The sequence below is a fragment of the Aeromonas sp. PrichA-15 genome, from assembly GCF_017939245.1.
In the GTDB taxonomy this organism is placed as follows: domain Bacteria; phylum Pseudomonadota; class Gammaproteobacteria; order Enterobacterales; family Aeromonadaceae; genus Aeromonas; species Aeromonas caviae.
Genome location: NZ_JAGKRH010000187.1, coordinates 1 through 16,474 on the forward strand (window position 1 = coordinate 1; position 16,474 = coordinate 16,474).

General features: G+C 62.1%; 13 protein-coding genes and 1 tRNA gene. 9 read left to right on the forward strand and 5 right to left on the reverse strand.

The window, feature by feature from the left end; translation table 11 throughout:
* Nucleotides 1–66: 66 nt before the first annotated feature.
* The 3 genes from J9889_RS18530 to yjjG all read left to right on the forward strand — a co-directional run bounded on the left by J9889_RS18530 (nt 67) and on the right by yjjG (nt 2,486).
* Nucleotides 67–143: transfer RNA gene (locus J9889_RS18530), tRNA-Met, on the forward strand.
* 144 nt (nt 144–287) lie between these two features.
* On the forward strand, nt 288–1,772 hold the full coding sequence (locus J9889_RS18535; protein ID WP_201921089.1) for a leucyl aminopeptidase family protein: 1,485 nt from the start codon (nt 288–290) through the stop codon (nt 1,770–1,772).
* Between the two features lie 33 nt (nt 1,773–1,805).
* Nucleotides 1,806–2,486, forward strand: coding sequence for a pyrimidine 5'-nucleotidase (gene yjjG, locus J9889_RS18540; RefSeq protein ID WP_010674855.1), 681 nt, complete (start codon nt 1,806–1,808; stop codon nt 2,484–2,486).
* 71 nt (nt 2,487–2,557) lie between these two features.
* Here the strand turns inward: yjjG and J9889_RS18545 are convergent, their stop codons facing one another.
* Entirely contained in the window at nt 2,558–3,814 is a 1,257-nt protein-coding gene (locus J9889_RS18545; protein ID WP_010674854.1) for an amidohydrolase, read from the reverse strand.
* Between the two features lie 425 nt (nt 3,815–4,239).
* Here J9889_RS18545 and J9889_RS18550 point away from each other — a divergent pair, with 425 nt between their 5' ends.
* Nucleotides 4,240–4,473 carry a hypothetical protein gene (locus tag J9889_RS18550; RefSeq protein WP_210557656.1) on the forward strand — a complete coding sequence of 78 codons (234 nt, stop codon included), beginning with the start codon at nt 4,240–4,242 and terminating at the stop codon, nt 4,471–4,473.
* A gap of 647 nt (nt 4,474–5,120) precedes the next feature.
* On the opposite strand, the gene pfkA is transcribed toward J9889_RS18550, so the two are convergent.
* The 3 genes from pfkA to elyC all read right to left on the reverse strand — a co-directional run bounded on the left by pfkA (nt 5,121) and on the right by elyC (nt 7,912).
* Entirely contained in the window at nt 5,121–6,092 is a 972-nt protein-coding gene (pfkA, locus tag J9889_RS18555) for a 6-phosphofructokinase (protein ID WP_010674852.1), read from the reverse strand.
* A 143-nt stretch (nt 6,093–6,235) separates the two neighbouring features.
* On the reverse strand, nt 6,236–6,991 hold the full coding sequence (tpiA, locus tag J9889_RS18560; protein WP_029314576.1) for a triose-phosphate isomerase: 756 nt from the start codon (nt 6,989–6,991) through the stop codon (nt 6,236–6,238).
* 135 nt (nt 6,992–7,126) lie between these two features.
* Nucleotides 7,127–7,912 (reverse strand): envelope biogenesis factor ElyC, encoded by a 786-nt coding sequence (gene elyC / locus J9889_RS18565; protein WP_210557661.1) that lies wholly within the window; start codon nt 7,910–7,912, stop codon nt 7,127–7,129.
* A 128-nt stretch (nt 7,913–8,040) separates the two neighbouring features.
* On the opposite strand from elyC, the gene cmoM reads away from it, so the two are divergent.
* The 5 genes from cmoM to J9889_RS18590 all read left to right on the forward strand — a co-directional run bounded on the left by cmoM (nt 8,041) and on the right by J9889_RS18590 (nt 15,979).
* Nucleotides 8,041–8,817 (forward strand): tRNA uridine 5-oxyacetic acid(34) methyltransferase CmoM, encoded by a 777-nt coding sequence (gene cmoM, locus J9889_RS18570; RefSeq protein ID WP_039040723.1) that lies wholly within the window; start codon nt 8,041–8,043, stop codon nt 8,815–8,817.
* 114 nt (nt 8,818–8,931) lie between these two features.
* On the forward strand, nt 8,932–10,251 hold the full coding sequence (mukF, locus tag J9889_RS18575) for a chromosome partition protein MukF (protein WP_039040724.1): 1,320 nt from the start codon (nt 8,932–8,934) through the stop codon (nt 10,249–10,251).
* Complete coding sequence (gene mukE, locus J9889_RS18580) at nt 10,232–10,969, forward strand: chromosome partition protein MukE (RefSeq protein WP_029314572.1); 738 nt, start codon at nt 10,232–10,234, stop codon at nt 10,967–10,969. Before mukF ends, mukE begins: the two co-directional genes overlap by 20 nt.
* A 45-nt stretch (nt 10,970–11,014) precedes the next feature.
* Nucleotides 11,015–15,442, forward strand: coding sequence for a chromosome partition protein MukB (gene mukB / locus J9889_RS18585; RefSeq protein WP_210557658.1), 4,428 nt, complete (start codon nt 11,015–11,017; stop codon nt 15,440–15,442).
* A 150-nt stretch (nt 15,443–15,592) separates the two neighbouring features.
* On the forward strand, nt 15,593–15,979 hold the full coding sequence (locus J9889_RS18590) for a septal ring lytic transglycosylase RlpA family protein (RefSeq protein WP_010674845.1): 387 nt from the start codon (nt 15,593–15,595) through the stop codon (nt 15,977–15,979).
* A 213-nt stretch (nt 15,980–16,192) separates the two neighbouring features.
* Here the strand turns inward: J9889_RS18590 and J9889_RS18595 are convergent.
* Nucleotides 16,193–16,474 (reverse strand): hypothetical protein (locus J9889_RS18595; RefSeq protein WP_210557659.1); only part of this gene is annotated, 282 nt, incomplete at its 5' end.

The window sequence follows — 16,474 nt, forward strand, 5'->3', positions numbered from 1 at the left end:
CTGTGGTGGAGACGAAGACAGCAAGAAGCAACTGCTCTGCTTTTTGTGGTGGCAATACAATTCGGACGCGGGGTGGAGCAGCTCGGTAGCTCGTCGGGCTCATAACCCGAAGGTCGTCGGTTCAAATCCGGCCCCCGCAACCAACTTCTGACTGATTTTCTTCTGCATTACCTCTCTGATCCCCTCCAGCATCTGTTGCTTGCACACAATAATGTGTGTTTTTCCGATCCCTCTCGCCATTTGTTCGGTATTATCCTGCTTTCTGTTCATGGATGAGGCCGCACCCTGTGATGACCCCTTTTAGCTATTCTTCTCCCCAAATCACGATGCAGAACACCTCCCTCGCCGAGGTAATGGCAGGGCCGGCTGCCGTCAAACTCCTGCTCATTGCCGACTCAGCGCGCGATACCCTGCTGGCGACGCCTCCCTTTGCCGCCGTGGCAACCCAGATAGCCCTGGGTCAGAAGGCCCCCTATTCCCTTGACGACAGTCAGGGGCTGCAACGGGTGATCTTCATGGATGCCCGCCCGGCCCTGGATCATCGGCTCTACAAGCAGGTGCGCATCTGGGTGGGCTCGCTGGCGGGCCTCAAGGCGACGCACCTGGCGCTCCATCTGGAGGGCTTTGACGATGAGCATCGCGCGCAACTGGCAAGGGTGGTGCTCGCCTGCCTGCTCGCCGCCGATGTGACCCTGCCGACCCAGAAACGGAGTGAGGCGACAAGACCGGGTTATCAGCAGTTGCAACTTTCCCCCCCTTGCGAGCTGGACATGGCCCGCCTGAGCGCAGAAACCGAAGGCAATGGTCTGGCTCGCCACCTGGCAGTGCTGCCAGCGTCCGAGCTCAATGCCCGTCATTACCGGGCCTATGCCCGGGAGCTGGCGCAGCAGGAGGGGTGGCAGTGGCAGGAGTTTGATGAGACGACCCTGGCACGGATGGGGGCTGGCGCCTTCCTGGCGGTGGCCCGTGGTTCGGCGGACGGTCAGGCCGCCATCGTCAGGCTCAGTTACTGTCCGGCCAACCCGCTGCGCCGCGTCGCGCTGGTGGGCAAGGGGATCTGCCACGACTCCGGTGGCTACAACCTGAAAGTCGGTGGCAGCATGTATGGCATGCACCTGGACATGGGGGGCAGCGCGGTGGCCCTTGGCACGCTGCTGGCCATCAGCCGGGCGAAACTCCCCGTTGAGGTGCATTGCTGGCTCGCCATCGCCGAGAACCACATCGGCCCGCAGGCCTTCCGGCCCGGTGAGGTGGTGACTGCGCTGAACGGCACCACCATCGAAGTGGTGGACACCGACGCCGAGGGTCGCATGGTGCTGGCGGATGCCCTGACCCTGGCGGCCGGGGACAAACCCGACTTGCTGATCGACTACGCCACCCTGACCGGCGCCTGCAAACGGGCGCTCGGCAGCCGTTACAGCGGCGCCTTCACCAACCGCCCCGAGTGGCTCACCACGCTGATAGCGCTGGGCCAGCAGAGCGGGGAGCGAGTCTGGCCCTTCCCCCTGGACGAGGATTACGATGACAACCTCGATAGCGAGTGGGCCGATCTGTTACAGTGCGCGCCGGGCGCCTCCCCGGATCACATCGATGCCGCCCGTTTTCTCACGCGCTTCGTGCCCGCCGAGCTTCCCTGGTTGCACCTCGACCTGAGTGGTTTTCGCAACAAGGGGGGCAATGGCGTGGTGGGCAGCGAGGTAACCGGCTTTGGTGTCAGGCTGACCCTGACCCTGCTCGACAGCCCTCTGGGGATGGGTACGCCCGACGCATGACAACGTGGCCAAGCACAATCAATAAGGACAAGCGTGAAACAAGCAAGCTATGACTGGGTGCTGTTCGATCTGGACGAAACCCTGCTCGATTTTCCGGTCGCCAGGGCGCTGGAGCGGACCCTGCAGATCTACGGCGTGGCGCCGACTCCCCCCAAGATGGCGGAGTACCATGCCCTCAACCAGCGGCTCTGGCAGCAGTACAACTCAGGGGAGATTGACGCCACCCACCTGCAGCAGACCCGTTTTTCGCTCTTTGCCGAGCAGGTCAACGTGGCGCCCATGGCGATGAACGAGACCTTCCTGCAGCAGATCATCGCCCTGAGCGTGCCGCTGGAGGGGGTGGAGGAGACCCTGCAGGCCCTGAAGAGCAAGGTCAGAATGGGGATCATCACCAACGGCTTCAGCCTGCCCCAGCGCGGGCGCCTCGACAAACTGGGTTGGAACAGCTGGTTTGAGCCTCTCGTTATCTCTGACGAGGTGCAGGTGACCAAGCCGGCGGCGGCCATCTTCCAGCATGCCCTGGCGCAGATGGGTCAGCCGAGCCCGGCGCGGGTGTTGATGGTGGGGGACAATCCCAAGACCGACATCGCCGGTGCCGCCGCCCAGGGGCTTGCCACCTGCTGGTACAACCCGGGACGGGAGACAGGCCCGTGCGAGGCGACCCACGAGATCCACCACTTCGCCCATCTCTGCGCGATCGTGCTGGGAGAGTAGGTCCCCTATGCCCGCAAGGATGTAAAAAAACAAGGCAGCCCATGGGCTGCCTTGTTTGCATCCGGCGTCTGCTAGCGGCCGAGGCGGGCGAGCAGCCAGGCCTCCAGCAAGGCCACTCCGGGGGCCAGCACGGCTTCGTCGAAGTCGAACTCCGGATGATGGTGGGGGGCCGCGAGGTTGGCTCCCAGGATGAGATAGGCGGCTTCGCCGCCGTGCTGCTGTACCCGCTCGATGAGGAAACCGGCATCCTCGCTGGCCCCGAAGCGGCGGGTGTGGATGGTATCAAGGGAATTCCCCTGTGCGAGAGGCACGATTTCCTCGATGAGGGCTGGGCTGTTCTCGATGCCGATCGCTTCCCCCTGTTTGCGGATGTGGTAGGTCGCGCCCTGCATCAGGGCCGCCCCCTCCACAATCTGCTGCACCTGATTGAACATGTAGTCGTTGAGGGCCGGCGTCGCGCCACGGGTCTCCCCCATCAGGCGGGCATGGCCCGGGATGACGTTGCGTCCACTGCCGCCGTTGAGCTGCCCCACGTTGATGCGGGTCATGCCATCCCGATGGCGGGGAATGCCGAGCATGGCGGTGGTGGCCATGCAGGCCGCCGCCAGGGCATTGTGGCCTGCGTTGGGCTCGAGCCCCGCATGGGCGGCTTGCCCCATGAACTCCACGTCGAATTTGGTTGAACAGAGAAACTCGGTGGGGTTGACCACCAGCTCACCGCTGCTCGCGTGAATGCCGATGTGCAGTGCCAGCAGAGCGTCCACGTCGTCGAGCTGCCCCCCTGCCGCCAGCGCCTTGCCGCCTCGGCAGCCCTCTTCAGCCGGCTGGAAGAAGAGCTTGATGCGGCCAGTGAGGCGATCGGCGAGGGCCGCGATCCGCTCGGCCAGCACCAGCCCGATGGCGGTGTGACCATCGTGGGCACAGGCGTGCATCCAGCCCGGGTTGGCGGAGTGCCAGCCTCCCTGGCCGGGCAGGTGTGACACCTCCTGGCTCTCTTCGACCTCCACCGCATCGATATCGAAGCGAAACGCCAGGGTGGGGCCGGGGCGCCCGCTCTCCCAGAGTCCCATCACGCCGGTGAGTGCGTCGATCCGCGTCAGCCACTCCGGATGCGCCCCCTGGTACAGGGCACGGGCCTTCTGGGCCTCGACGTCTATTTCCCGTCCCATGATGAGGGTGCTGGCGAGCAGTTGATCCCCCAGCATGATGGAGAAACCGAGTTCAGTGAGGTGTTGGGCTATGAGGGTGGTGGTGCGAAATTCACACCAGGCGGCTTCGGGGTGACGATGAAGGTCGCGGCGCCAGTGGCGCAAGGCATCCTGAGTCATGGTGGTTCCTGCGTAGCAAATCCAGCGGCCATTGTGACGGGCAGGGGGACAAGAGTAAATCCCGCAGGGGGAGATGCGACAAGGGGAGCCCGGGCTCCCCTTGAAAGATGGCATGGATGTCGACGAGGTCGTTTTGTGTGCGCAGATAGCGCTCAATGATGGCTTGGCATCATCCTTTGCCAGGGCGCGTCAAAAACCCATGTTGCAGTCTGTTTTTTGAACCGCCCCTCTGGGGCAGAGGTGGCAGATGGCTGATTGGCCGACTTAGAGCTGTGCCAGCGACGGCATGGAGACGGCAACCAGAGTGAAAAACACGGTGAAAACGGCGGTAACTACGAACTCTTTCATGATTTTATCTCCCTTGGTTGGCTCATGATGGAACCAAGATACCACAACAGAACGATAAAACAACGAAAAATGTAATTATGAGGCAAAAATGGTTTGGTGGTGGAATGCGGCTGCATTTTTCCAAGTTTAAGGGCGTTTTTTGTCCTGTGAAGGGTTTTATGGTGATGTCAGTGAAAGTGGATGCATATAAAGCCTTTAAATACATTGAGTTATGTTATTTTTATGACGCTCTCTTTGGTGGTTCCGATTGGAGTTTTTGTGGTGATCTCCATTTTTCAGCAGCAAAATGGCCTGCGGGATGCGAAGATTGATGTCGCCATAGGAAGGTTGGTGGCTGCTAGCCAGGTTTTGTCATCCCATGTCATGTTTTCTCACGACTTGTGCCCTAACCTCAGTCTGCAAGGCTGTTGCCAGCCAGGGTTATCCGATGAAGCCTCAATTTTCTGCTCATCCCAAACAGGCTGGGTGCAAAAAGAGTACGGAAAAACGACAAAAGGGCCGTCAAAGGAGCATGGAAGGGAAGGGGTAAGGCGGGAAAATGGGGGTTTGACCTTCATGGGGCCTTGGGTGGCCGGAAGCCCCGTTTTTCGCTGTTTTCTTGGGGGGCGAGCCACCGGGCCCGCGCGCAGGGGAAGCGGGAGAGATCGTCGGCCCACCCGGGTGGCTATATGGCGCCAGTGTGATGGGATGAAGGGCAGGTGAGGCCTGGCGCAGGGCCGTGGCTCTGCGGCACCAAGGCCTTTATCCAGACCCGTCGCGAACAAGGTGAGCAAGCAGAAAAGCGGGGGAAAGAAGTAAAGGAGAAGGTCGTGGGGTCAGAGGCTCAGGGCCGCCGGGCAAGGGGTAAGACATGGCGACAGTGGCCAGTGGATAGCCGGGCCCCCGCAGAGGGAGGAGGGGGTGAGGAGCCCGCATAAAAAAACCCTCCAGAGGAGGATTTTTTGTCAGACCACAGCCTTTAGAACAGGGTGGTGGAGAGATCGTACAGCTCCTGGTTGAACGGGCGCTTCAGGTTCTCGATGCAGTCGATGATGTCGTGGTGCACCATCTCGTTGCCCTGAATGCCGACGCAGCGGCCACCCTGGCCCGCCAGCAGTTGCTCGACGGCGAAGGCACCCATGCGGCTGGACATGATACGGTCACGGGCAGTGGGAGAACCGCCACGCTGGATGTGACCCAGGATGGTGGCGCGGGTTTCGCGGCCGGTCATGGCCTCGATGTCTTTTGCCAGGGCGTTGACGTCGGTGACGTGCTCGCAGATGGTGATGATGGCGTGCTTCTTGCCCTTGGCTTCCCCTTCCTTGATCTGTTGCAGCAGCTTCTCCTTGTCGAAGGCCACTTCCGGCACGATCACGTACTCGGCACCACCGGCAACAGCGGCAGACATGGCCAGATCGCCGCAGTGGCGGCCCATGATCTCGACCACGGAGATGCGGTGGTGGGAGCTGCAGGTGTCGCGCAGGCGGTCAATGGCGTCCACGACCACGTTCAGGGCGGTGTCAAAGCCGATGGTGAAGTCGGTACCGGCGATGTCGTTGTCGATGGTGCCCGGCAGGCCGATGCAGGGGAAGCCCTCTTCGGTCAGCTTCTTGGCACCCATGTAGGAGCCGTCACCGCCGATGACCACCAGGGCATCGATGCCGTGTTTCTTCAGGTTTTCGACCGCTTCGGCACGGACTTTCGGATCCTTGAAGGCGGGGAAACGGGCGGAGCCGAGGAATGTACCGCCACGGTTCACGACGTCGGAAACGCTGTGACGCTCGAGCTTGACGATACGGTCCTGGTGCAGACCGAGGTAGCCATCATAGATGCCGTAAACTTCCAGGCCATGATGCAGACCGGCGCGCACCACGGCGCGGATGGCTGCGTTCATACCCGGTGCGTCACCACCACTGGTCAAAACACCAATACGTTTGATTTGTTTGGTCATGAGTGCCTCTGGATCTGAGTTGTCGAAAATCAAGATTCTGAAAAATACGGCTGGCCGCTTTTACTATATCGGCTTTCCTATGGCGAGAGGGTCCATAGGAAAGCGATATGCAAAGAGGGGCGGGGCCCCTCTTTGCTTGGCGCTTACTTGGCGGCGCCAGCGATGATCTGGGAGAAGTCGTCCACTTTCAGGGACGCGCCACCCACCAGGCCACCGTCGATGTCCGGCTGGCCGAACAGGTCGGCAGCGGTGGCGCCAGTCACGGAGCCGCCGTACAGGATCTGTACCTTGGCAGCCACGGCTGCATCAAAACCGGCCAGGTATTGACGGATGTGAGCATGCACGGATTGTGCGATCTCCGGGGTGGCGGTCTTGCCGGTGCCGATGGCCCATACCGGCTCGTAAGCGATGACGGCGTTCTCGAAGGAGGCGATGCCGCAGCGATCGATCACGGCCTTGAGCTGGGTCTCGACCACCTGGTTGGTGGTACCGGCTTCGAACTGGGCCAGGGTTTCACCGATGCACAGCACGGGGATCAGGCCGCCCTTCTGGATGGCTTCGTACTTGGCAGCCACCACGTCGTCGGTCTCTGCGTGCAGGGTACGACGCTCGCTGTGACCGACCAGGGAGTAGGTGCAGCCGAAGGCTTTGAGCATGGAGGGGGCGTTTTCGCCGGTGAAGGCGCCGGACTCGTGAACGTCGGCGTTCTGGGCACCGTAGGCGATCTTGCTGCCAGCGGTCAGCTGTTCAACCAGACCCAAAAAGATAACCGGCGGGCAGACGGCCACTTGCACGGAAGGATGAGCGGCAGCGGCCGGGGTCAGTCCTTTGATCAGGGCTTCTACAGAAGCCTTGGTGCCGTTCAGTTTCCAGTTACCCATTACCAGGTGCTGTCTCATCTTCTATATCTCCTAGGCATTTGATTGCGCAACATTATATGAATTGAACCGAGCCCAAGATAGCTGACCCGGCGGCAAATGACGTAATTTTTTTTCGCTTTCCTGATCCAAATCAGGAATGCAAGGCGCGATTGCTCACTCGGTGACCTGCCCACGCAAACGGGCCCACCATACCCCAATCCACTCGTGAATGGCAGCCTCGGAATACATCAGATAACGCCCCTTGGGGAGGTAGCTGTAGAGGGGTTGCAGCTCCTGACTCTGCTTGGCGGTGTAATCGGTGGGAGCCGGCACCGCATCGAGTCCCTGACTGCGATAGAGAGCCATGGCCCGGGGCAGGTGGGTGGCCGAACTCACCAGCGCCACCCGCTTGCCGTTGAGGTGGGCGGCGATGCTGACCGCCTCGTCATGGGTGTCTTTGTTGTTTTCAAACAACGTCATGCGCGCACGCGGGATGCCAAGGCTGGCCGCCATGCGGGCGTTGACCTCGGCGTTCGACAGGGGATCCCCGGCCACTGCGCCGGAGAAAACCAGCTCGGCCTCTGGATAGACCAGAGCCAGGCGAACCCCTTCCAGGGTGCGCGCCAGGGAGATGTTGTTTTGCCAGGCGCGCTCTGGGATGGCCGGATCGCTCACATGACCGTTGCCCAGCACGACGATGGCCTGGATGTCAGGATGCTGGCTCACCTCGAAGGGGGGATAGGTCTGCTCCAGGCTGCGGGCCAGCTCGTAGCTCACCGGCCGCGTCCCCATCAGGGCGATGATCACCAAGGAGAGGGTCGCCAGCAGCCTGCCGCTTTTTTGAAAGCGGGTGAACCAGAGCAGCACGAGCGCCAGCACCAACAAGGAGAGAGAGAAGGGGAGCGGCATCAACAGATGGCCCAGCCATTTCTTGATGACAAAGAAGTTGAGCTCGAACACGACAGACACGTCCTTGAGTTTTCAGCAAATTCGGGATGTGACAGAATACCCCTCTTTTTTCCTGTGGCCCAATCCTGTGTGGTTCCTCCTGCGGCCCTCATGGCGGGGCGGTCGAAGATGAGTGTGTCTTGAAGCAAGATCAGAGTTTTGACGGGCGCGCGGACAAGTTCGCTCGCAACATTTACGACTCCACCAAGGGGCGCATTCGCACCACCATTGTCTGGAGTGACATCGAAGCCTGCCTGGCGCGCCTGGGCAACCGGCCGCTGCGCATCCTGGATGCCGGCGGCGGCTTTGGCTACTTCGCCCAGAAACTGGCGGCCATGGGCCATCAGGTGGAGCTGTGCGATTTGTCGGCAGAAATGCTGGATCTGGCCCGGGAGCAGATCGCCCAGAAGGGCTTGGAAGACAGAATTCGTCTCATCCATTGCCCCATTCAGGATCTCAAGCACCAGGTGACCGGCACCTTCGATCTGGTGCTCTGTCACGCGGTACTGGAGTGGCTCGCCGAGCCGCGCCAGACCTTGCTGGGTCTGTTCCCTTTCGTCAAGGCAGGGGGCATACTGTCGCTGCTTTTTTACAATCGTCACGGCCTCCTGTTCCAGAGCCTGGTGGTGGGCAATTTTGACTATGTGCGCCTGGGCCTTCGCAAGAAACGCCAGACAGCCCTGACACCCACCAATCCCCAGTTGCCGGAGCAGGTCTATGACTGGATAGGCCGGGGGGGATTGCGGATCATCGGCAAGACCGGGGTGCGTGTCATCCACGACTACATGCGCCACAAGCAGGATCAGGTCGAGAAGTTCGAGGACCTGCTGGCCATGGAGCAGCAATATTGCCGCCAGGAGCCCTTTGTTTCCCTGGGGCGCTACATCCATGTGATGGCCCAGAAACCGGCCGGTTGAGCCCCACCGGCGTGAATACGATGCGGGATCCAGCCGCCGGGGCGCCACCGACCCCGGCCTATATCACCACGGCAGGCAAAGACCTGCCGACTATAACAACGAGATGATAACGTCATGATGAGTACATCCCGTACCCTGCCAGAGACGGTGGGATGGGTCAGACAGGAGGGGTTGGCGCTGAACCTCCCCACCGACAGGCTGGCCTTTCTGATAGCGATCAAGACGCTCTCCGAGGACGAGTCTGATCTCTCGGAGGCCGCGCTGCACGATGCCTTTGGCTATGTCAGCAGTGCCTTCGGCCAGATGGACGAGACCCTCACCGGTCGCGCCAACAACGCCATCAACGATCTCATTCGTCAGCAACTGCTGTCGCGTTTCACCACCGACATGGTGGCGGGGGAGAGCCTCTACCGCCTGTCGCGCCTTGGCATGAGCATCGTCGATTTCTTCATGGATCAGCGCCAGGTGGACTCCATCAAGCTCTCCATCCTGCTCGAGCACCTGGCGGCTGAGCTCGACACCGCCCGCAAGGCGGCGCTCGAGACCAACACCCGGGAGCAGTGGGACGCCGAGGTGCTGCCGCGCCTCTCCTTCTCCCTGGAAGAGACGCTCGGGCGCATCGATCTCACCCAGCGCGCCATGGACGAGCAGCAAAACCAGGTCAAGAGCGAGATCGCGGCCCTGCTGACCCAGAACTGGGTCGATGCCATCCACAGCTGCGAGAAGCTCCTGCACGAGACCGGCCAGACCCTGCGCGAGTTGCAGGACACCCTGGACGCCGCCGGCCACCGCCTGCAGGCGGGGCTGCTCAACATTCAGGAAGCGGCCCAGGGGCGCGATGATCTGTTCCATGTCGAGGAGCTGACCCACGCCCTGCAGGGGCGTCTGGACGTCATCACCGCCTGGGGCCAGCAGTGCATCGAGCTCTGGTCCCGTTATGACAGGCACGTCCACAAGTTCATCCGCAACGCCATCGACATGGACAAGAACCGCGCCTTCAGCCAGCGGTTGCGGGAATCCATCCGCAACTTCGAGCAGCACAGCTGGTTGTTGCGGGTGGCCGAAGAGCCCCGTTTGCTGGAGCTGCGGGATGAAACCATCGCCATCCACGACGAGGAGGTGACCGGCGAGGTGCCCCTCGAGATGGAGTACGTGGAGATGGTGGACATCAACCAGGAGCTGGCGGAGCGCATCGAGCGCTACCTGGCCCGCTACCCGGAGCAGGGAGATCGGCTGGATCTTGCCGACGTGCTGCGGGAATACCTGCTGGACTACCCGGCCCATGCCCACTTCGACGTGGCGCGCCTCCTGATCGATCAGGCCGTGCGTCTCGGCCATGCCAGCGGTGAGCGCGAGCACCACCGCCAACCCGCATGGAAACCCATCAACCAAGCTGGATCCAAGGTTCAGGCCTATGTCATCGATCAATACTGAATTCCCCTTGCCCCTGCGTCTCGCAGAGGCCATCGCCAACCCCTTGTTTCCGCGCATCGACACCGCCCTGCGCTCCGGTCGCCACATCAGTGCCGACGAATTCGAGCAGCACTCGGCCCTGGTGGAGTACCACCAGGAGCTGGAGATCTTCTACGGCCGCTATCAGGTGGAACTCATCAAGGCGCCGGAAGGCTTCTTTTACCTGCGTCCGCGCCCGAGCGCCGACATCGGTACAACAGTGTTATCTGAGCTCGATATGCTGGTGGGCAAGGTGCTCTGCTACCTGTTCCTGAGCCCGGACAGGCTCGCCTCTGAAGGGGTGTTCGCCATGGGCGAGCTGCAAGAAGAGGTGCTGAGTCTGGCGGACGAGAAGCAACTGCTGCGCATGGTCAACAGCCGCTCCGGCGGCACGGATCTGGACAAGAAGAAGCTCCTCGAGAAGATCCGCACCTCCATGCGTCGCCTCAAACGCCTCGGGATGATCACCCCCCTTGGCAACAGCGACAAATTCCGGGTCAACGAATCCGTGTTCCGCTTCGCCGCCGATGTGCGCTCCGACGAGGATCCCCGCGCGGTGCAACTGCGGATGATCCAGGAAGGGGAGGCCATTTTCCACGATGACGAGATGCCGAGCAGCGATTCCCTGTTCGAGGATATCGAAGAGGATCTGGACGAAGAGCAGCTGGAGCTGGAGGTGGAAGATGATCTGCAACGTTAATGTGCCGGCACTGATGGTGTCTGCCGGTTTGATGGAGAGTGTGGCGTGAGAGGCAAATTCAAATCCCTGACCATGGTCAACTGGAACGGCTTCTTCGCCCGCACCTTCGATCTCGACCAGCTGGTCACGACCCTGTCCGGCGGCAACGGCGCGGGCAAGTCCACCACCATGGCGGCCTTTATCGCGGCCCTCATTCCCGACCAGTCACTGCTTCACTTCCGTAATACCACGGAAGCGGGTTCCAGCAGTGCCTCCCGCGACAAGGGGCTCTACGGCAAGCTGCAGCGTGGCCACTGCTATTCGCTGCTGGAAGTGATGAACAGCCGCGAGCAGCGGATCTGGGTCGGCGTCCACCTCGAACAGGTGGCCAACCGTGACAACAAGGTCAACATCACCCCGTTCGCCCTGGTGGATGTACCCGAGCACCTGGCGCCCACGGATCTGCTGCTGGAGAAGCTCGATGACGGCAAGGGCCGGGTACGTGCCTTCGCCGATCTGAAGGGAGCGGCAGCGGAGCTTGGCGCCATCAAGGTCGCCAAGTTCAATACGGTGACCGATTATCACAACTTCATGTTCGAGTTCGGCATCACCCCGAAGAAGCTGCGGGATCAGAAGGATCGTGGCAAGTTCTATCGCCTGATCGAAGCCTCCCTCTACGGCGGTATTTCGTCTTCCATCAGCCGCTCCTTGCGTGAATACCTGCTGCCGGAGAACTCCGGTGTACGCAAGGCGTTCCAGGACATGGAGGCGGCCATCTACGAGAACCGCCGCACCCTGGAAGCCATCAAGGAGACCCAGGGTCAGCGGGATCTCTTCAAGAACCTGATCACCGAGACCACCCACTATGTGGCCGCGGAGTATGTGCGGGGCGCTGCCGAGAAGAGCCGCCTCTCCGAGCTGGCCCTCAAGGCACGCTCTGAGCTCGCCGGCAAACGCCGTCTGCTGGCCGAGGAGAAGCAGCGCGCCATCTATCTGGCGGACGAGGTGGATCAGCTCACCAACCGCGAGAAGCTCCTGACCGACGAGCTGGAGTCCGCCGCCGAGCACCTGGCCAAGGTGATGGCGGCCGTGGCCCTGCAAAAGAAGATTGCCCTCTATCGCGCCGATCTGGCGGAGCTCAACGACAAGCTCGAGCAGCAGCAGGCGGTGGTGGAAGAGATCCACGGCCAGTTGCTGGAAGTGGAGGAGCGCAAGGAGCTGGCCCAGGCAGAGGTGGACAGCCTCAAGACCCAGCTGGCCGACTACCAGCAGGCGCTCGATATCCAGCAGACCCGCGCCATCCAGTACCGTCAGGCGGTGCAGGCCCTGGAAAACGCCCGCGAGCAGTGCGAACTGCCGGGGCTCGAGCCTGCGCAGGCGAGCGACACCCTGCACCAGTTCCGCGCAGCCGAGCAGAGCCTCACCAGCCGGGTGCTGGGGGCCGAGCAGCAGCTGGCGCTGGCCAAGGCGGCGGTGGCCGAACACGAAGCGGCGCTGACGCTGCTGCTCAGCATCGCACCCGAGACAGTGCGCGAGGCTGCCTGGCCCACCGCGCAGGCGCTGCTCAAGCGCCACATCGAAGACAAGGCCCGCATTGCCCAGGGGCAGGGTCTGCGCGCCGCGCTGGCTCGCCTCGAGAAAGAGAGCGAAAGCCAGAAGACGCTCTTGCGGCTGCGAGACGAGCTGGCCCAGGCGTCTGGTCAGCACATTGCTAGCCAGGACGAGCTGGAGATCTTCCTCGAAGCCCAGCGCACCCGCCAGGAGGAGCTCTCCGAGCAGCAGGCAGAGGCCAATCAGCGCCGCGCCAGCCTCGAGCATCAGGGCACTCAGCTGGGTCGCGATATCGCGGAGCTGACCAAGCTGGCCCCGCGCTGGCTCAAATCCTTTGAAAAACTCGAGCAACTGCGCGAGCAGAGTGGCTTGGCCTTGGCCACCGCCGAAGAACTCTCTTCCGGCATGCAGAGCGTGCTCGACAAGGAGCGGGAGTTCGAGCAGGAGAGCAACCGCATTCAGGGCCAGAAACAGGCGCTGGAGATGCAAATTCGCAACCTGCAGCTGGGTGCCGGCGAGGCGGATCCGCGTCTTGCCCGCATCGCCGAGCAGGTGGGGGGCGTGCTGCTCTCGGACGTCTATGACGACATCTCCATCGATGATGCCCCTTACTACTCCGCGCTCTACGGCCCGGCTCGCAGCGCCCTGGTGGTGCTCGACCTCGAAGGCGCCATCGAGCGGCTGAAAAAGCTGGAAGATTGCCCGGAAGATATCTACCTCATCCAGGGCAACCCCGACTCCTTTGACGAGGATCTGGTGGAAGCGGATGAGCTGGGGGACGCCGTGCTGGTGCGCACCAGCAAACGTCAGGTGCGCTTCTCCCGCTACCCCGAGCTGCCGCTGTTTGGCCGCGCCGCCCGGGAAAAACGGATCGAGCAGCTCGATCTTGAGCGGGAAAACCTCATCGAGGGCTACGCCAAGGCCGCCTTCGAGCAGCAGAAGTACCACCGTCTCTACGGCCACTTCCGCGACTTTATCGGCCAGCATCTGGATATCGCCTTCCGCCCGGACCCCGAAGCCGAGGTGCAGGCCAAGCAGCACGAGCAGCGCAAGCTGCAAGAAACCATCGCCGAGTGCGACAAGCAGCTGAGTGATGCCAAAGCCGCCGCCGCCCAGCTGACCCGCCATATCCAGCTGGTGCAGGGGATGCTGCCCTTTGCCCACCTGTTTGCCGAGGCAGACCTGGCGGCCCGCCTCGAGGCGGCTCACGCCGATGTGGAGGCCCTTAAAACAGCCGAAGCCTTTATCGCCAGGCACGGCAAGGCGCTGGAAAAACTGGAAACCATGGTGCAGGTGCTGCGCCAGGATCCCCAGGATCTGGCGGCCCTGCAGGCGGCCTTTGACGAGGTGAGCGACCTGCTGGCCGAGCAGAAGCGCCGTTGCTACGCCCTCGATCAGCTGGTGGCCCGTTTGCCGCACTTTGCCTATCAGGATGCGCAAGATCTGCTGGGCAAGGCCTCCGAGATGAGCGAGCGACTCAAAGAGAAGCTCAAGGCGGCAGAGCTTGCCGCCCGCACCGCCGGTGAGCAGCACAAGCAGATCACCCAGCGCCACACCGAGGCGCTGCAACTGCGCACGGCGCTCGATTCCAGCGCCTCGGCCAAGGGGCAGACCCTGGCGGAGTTCGAGCAGGAGCTGGCGGCCATGGGGCTGACCCTGTCGGATGACATGGAAGAGAAGGCCCGTGCCCACAAGAAAGAGATTGAAGAGCTGCTTATCCGCACCCGGACCCGCCGCACCAGCGCCGATGCCCAGTTGCAGGTGTGCAAGCGCGAAATCGAGTCCCTTGGCGGTCGTCTCAAGCTCGAAGGCAAGGATTACTACAGCGCCCGCAAATCCCTGGTGGGTCACAAGGCGAGCTGGTCGCGGGTGGTGCGTCTGGCACGGGAGACCGACGTCGAGAAGCGTCTGAACAAGCGCGAGCTGGCGTACCTCGACAGCGACGAGCTGCGCTCCATGTCGGACAAGGCCCTCGGCGCCCTGCGGGTGGCGGTGGCCCACGACGAGGCCCTGCGCGATGCGCTGCGTCTGTCGGAAGGCAACCGCAGCACCGAGCAGAAGGTCGCCTTCTATGTGCAGGTCTACCGTTACCTGAAAGATCGCATCCGCAACGACATCATCCGCTCGGACGATCCGGTGGAAGCCATCGAGGAGATGGAGATCGAGCTGGCGCGCCTCGCCGACGAGCTCAAGCAGCGGGAAACCCATCTGTCCCTCTCCTCCCACGAGGTGGCGGCCAAGATCACCAACATCATCCGCCGGGAGCAGAACCGCATCCGGGTATTGAACCAGGGCCTGCAGAACATCGCCTTCGGTCTGGTGCGCGGGGTGCGTCTCAACGTCAATATCCGCGAGGCCCACACTCGCCTCCTGACCGCACTCGCCGATCAGAGCGCCATGCACAACGATCTTTTCGCCGACAAGGAGCTCAGCTTCTCCGAGGCCATGGCCAAGCTCTTCCAGCGTCTCAACCCGCAGGTGGAGCAGGGGGAGCGCAACTATCAGGTGATGGGGGACGTGCTGCTCGACTATCGCAACTACCTGGAGCTGGAGATCGAGGTGCAGCGCGGGGCTGACGGCTGGCTGCGGGCCGAGAGCGGCGCCCTCTCCACCGGCGAGGCGATCGGCACCGGTCAGGCCATCCTCTTGATGGTGCTCATCAGCTGGGAGGAGGAGTCCCGCCGTCTGCGCGGCAAGGACATCGCTCCCTGCCGCCTGTTGTTCCTGGACGAAGCGGCACGGCTTGATGGCAAATCCATCGCCACCCTGTTCGAGCTGTGCGAGCGGCAGGACATGCAGCTCCTCATCGCGGCGCCGGAGAACATCAGCCCCGAGAAGGGCACCACCTACAAGCTCATCCGCAAGGTGCAGGGCAAGCACGAGCATGTGCATGTGGTGGGGCTGCGCGGCTTTGGCTTCGCCGATGACAAGCTCATCGCCTGACCCCTTCCCCTGACAGGGGCTGACGGAGCGATACGCAAAACGGGAGGCCTGGGCCTCCCGTTTTCCATGGGAAATATGAGAGAGTAGGCCCCTGTTAACGGAAGCCCGACTGGCGATGCTGGTCGCTCTGTCCCATCGAGGAAGCAACGCATGACGACGCGACAAAAAGGGCTGCTGGCCTCCCTGTGCCTGCTGCTGGCGGCCTGCAGCAGCCAGCCTGATGCAGGCAGTGCGGGCAACTGGCGAGGCTATAGCGAGACGGGGCTCGCCTCCTATTACGCCGATCGCTACCACAACAAACGCACTGCCAGCGGGGAGCCTTACCAGCGCCACGACAACACCGCCGCCCACATGACACTGCCCTTTGGCGCTCTGGTGAGGGTCACCAACATGGCCAACGACAAGAGCGTGGTGGTGCGGGTCAACGACAGGGGCAATTTCCCTCGCGGGCGCATCATCGATCTCTCCAGGGCGGCGTTCAGCGCCATCGGCAACCCCCGATCCGGGCTTATCAAGGTCAGGATTGAGGTGCTCTAGTCACCGGGTCTGCATGTGCCGGTGCCCCTCCATACCCGGGCCGCTGGAAGAGGGCATTTCCCAGTGATCGCGGGCCATCTTCTTCATTCCATTGGTGAGGTCGCCAACGCGACTTCCCATTTTCCGGTGTGCCATTAAGATAGCCAAACGAAAAACAGGGTGTCTTTGCCATCTGGCGGCAACCGGGCATGGCATGGTGTGTGAGACACCCTTTCAACCCCCGGCCCATGTTTCGCCGCTAAGGCGCAGGCTATAAAGAGAGACGTCATTCACAGGGAGGATCAGAACATGACTGACAAGCGTGCCATTCAGGCAACGGCCATCCCCGAGCACAAGGCAAAGTCCCTCTATCCGTAAGTATTCACCGGAACAGTATTGACACAGGAAAAATGAGACGATCGTCTCTTGATCCCACTTTCCTGCTTGCTTGATCCTGCTCCTTAGATACGCTCCCCCCATGAGCAAAAACACCATGCATTCCGCGGGAATGCCCAC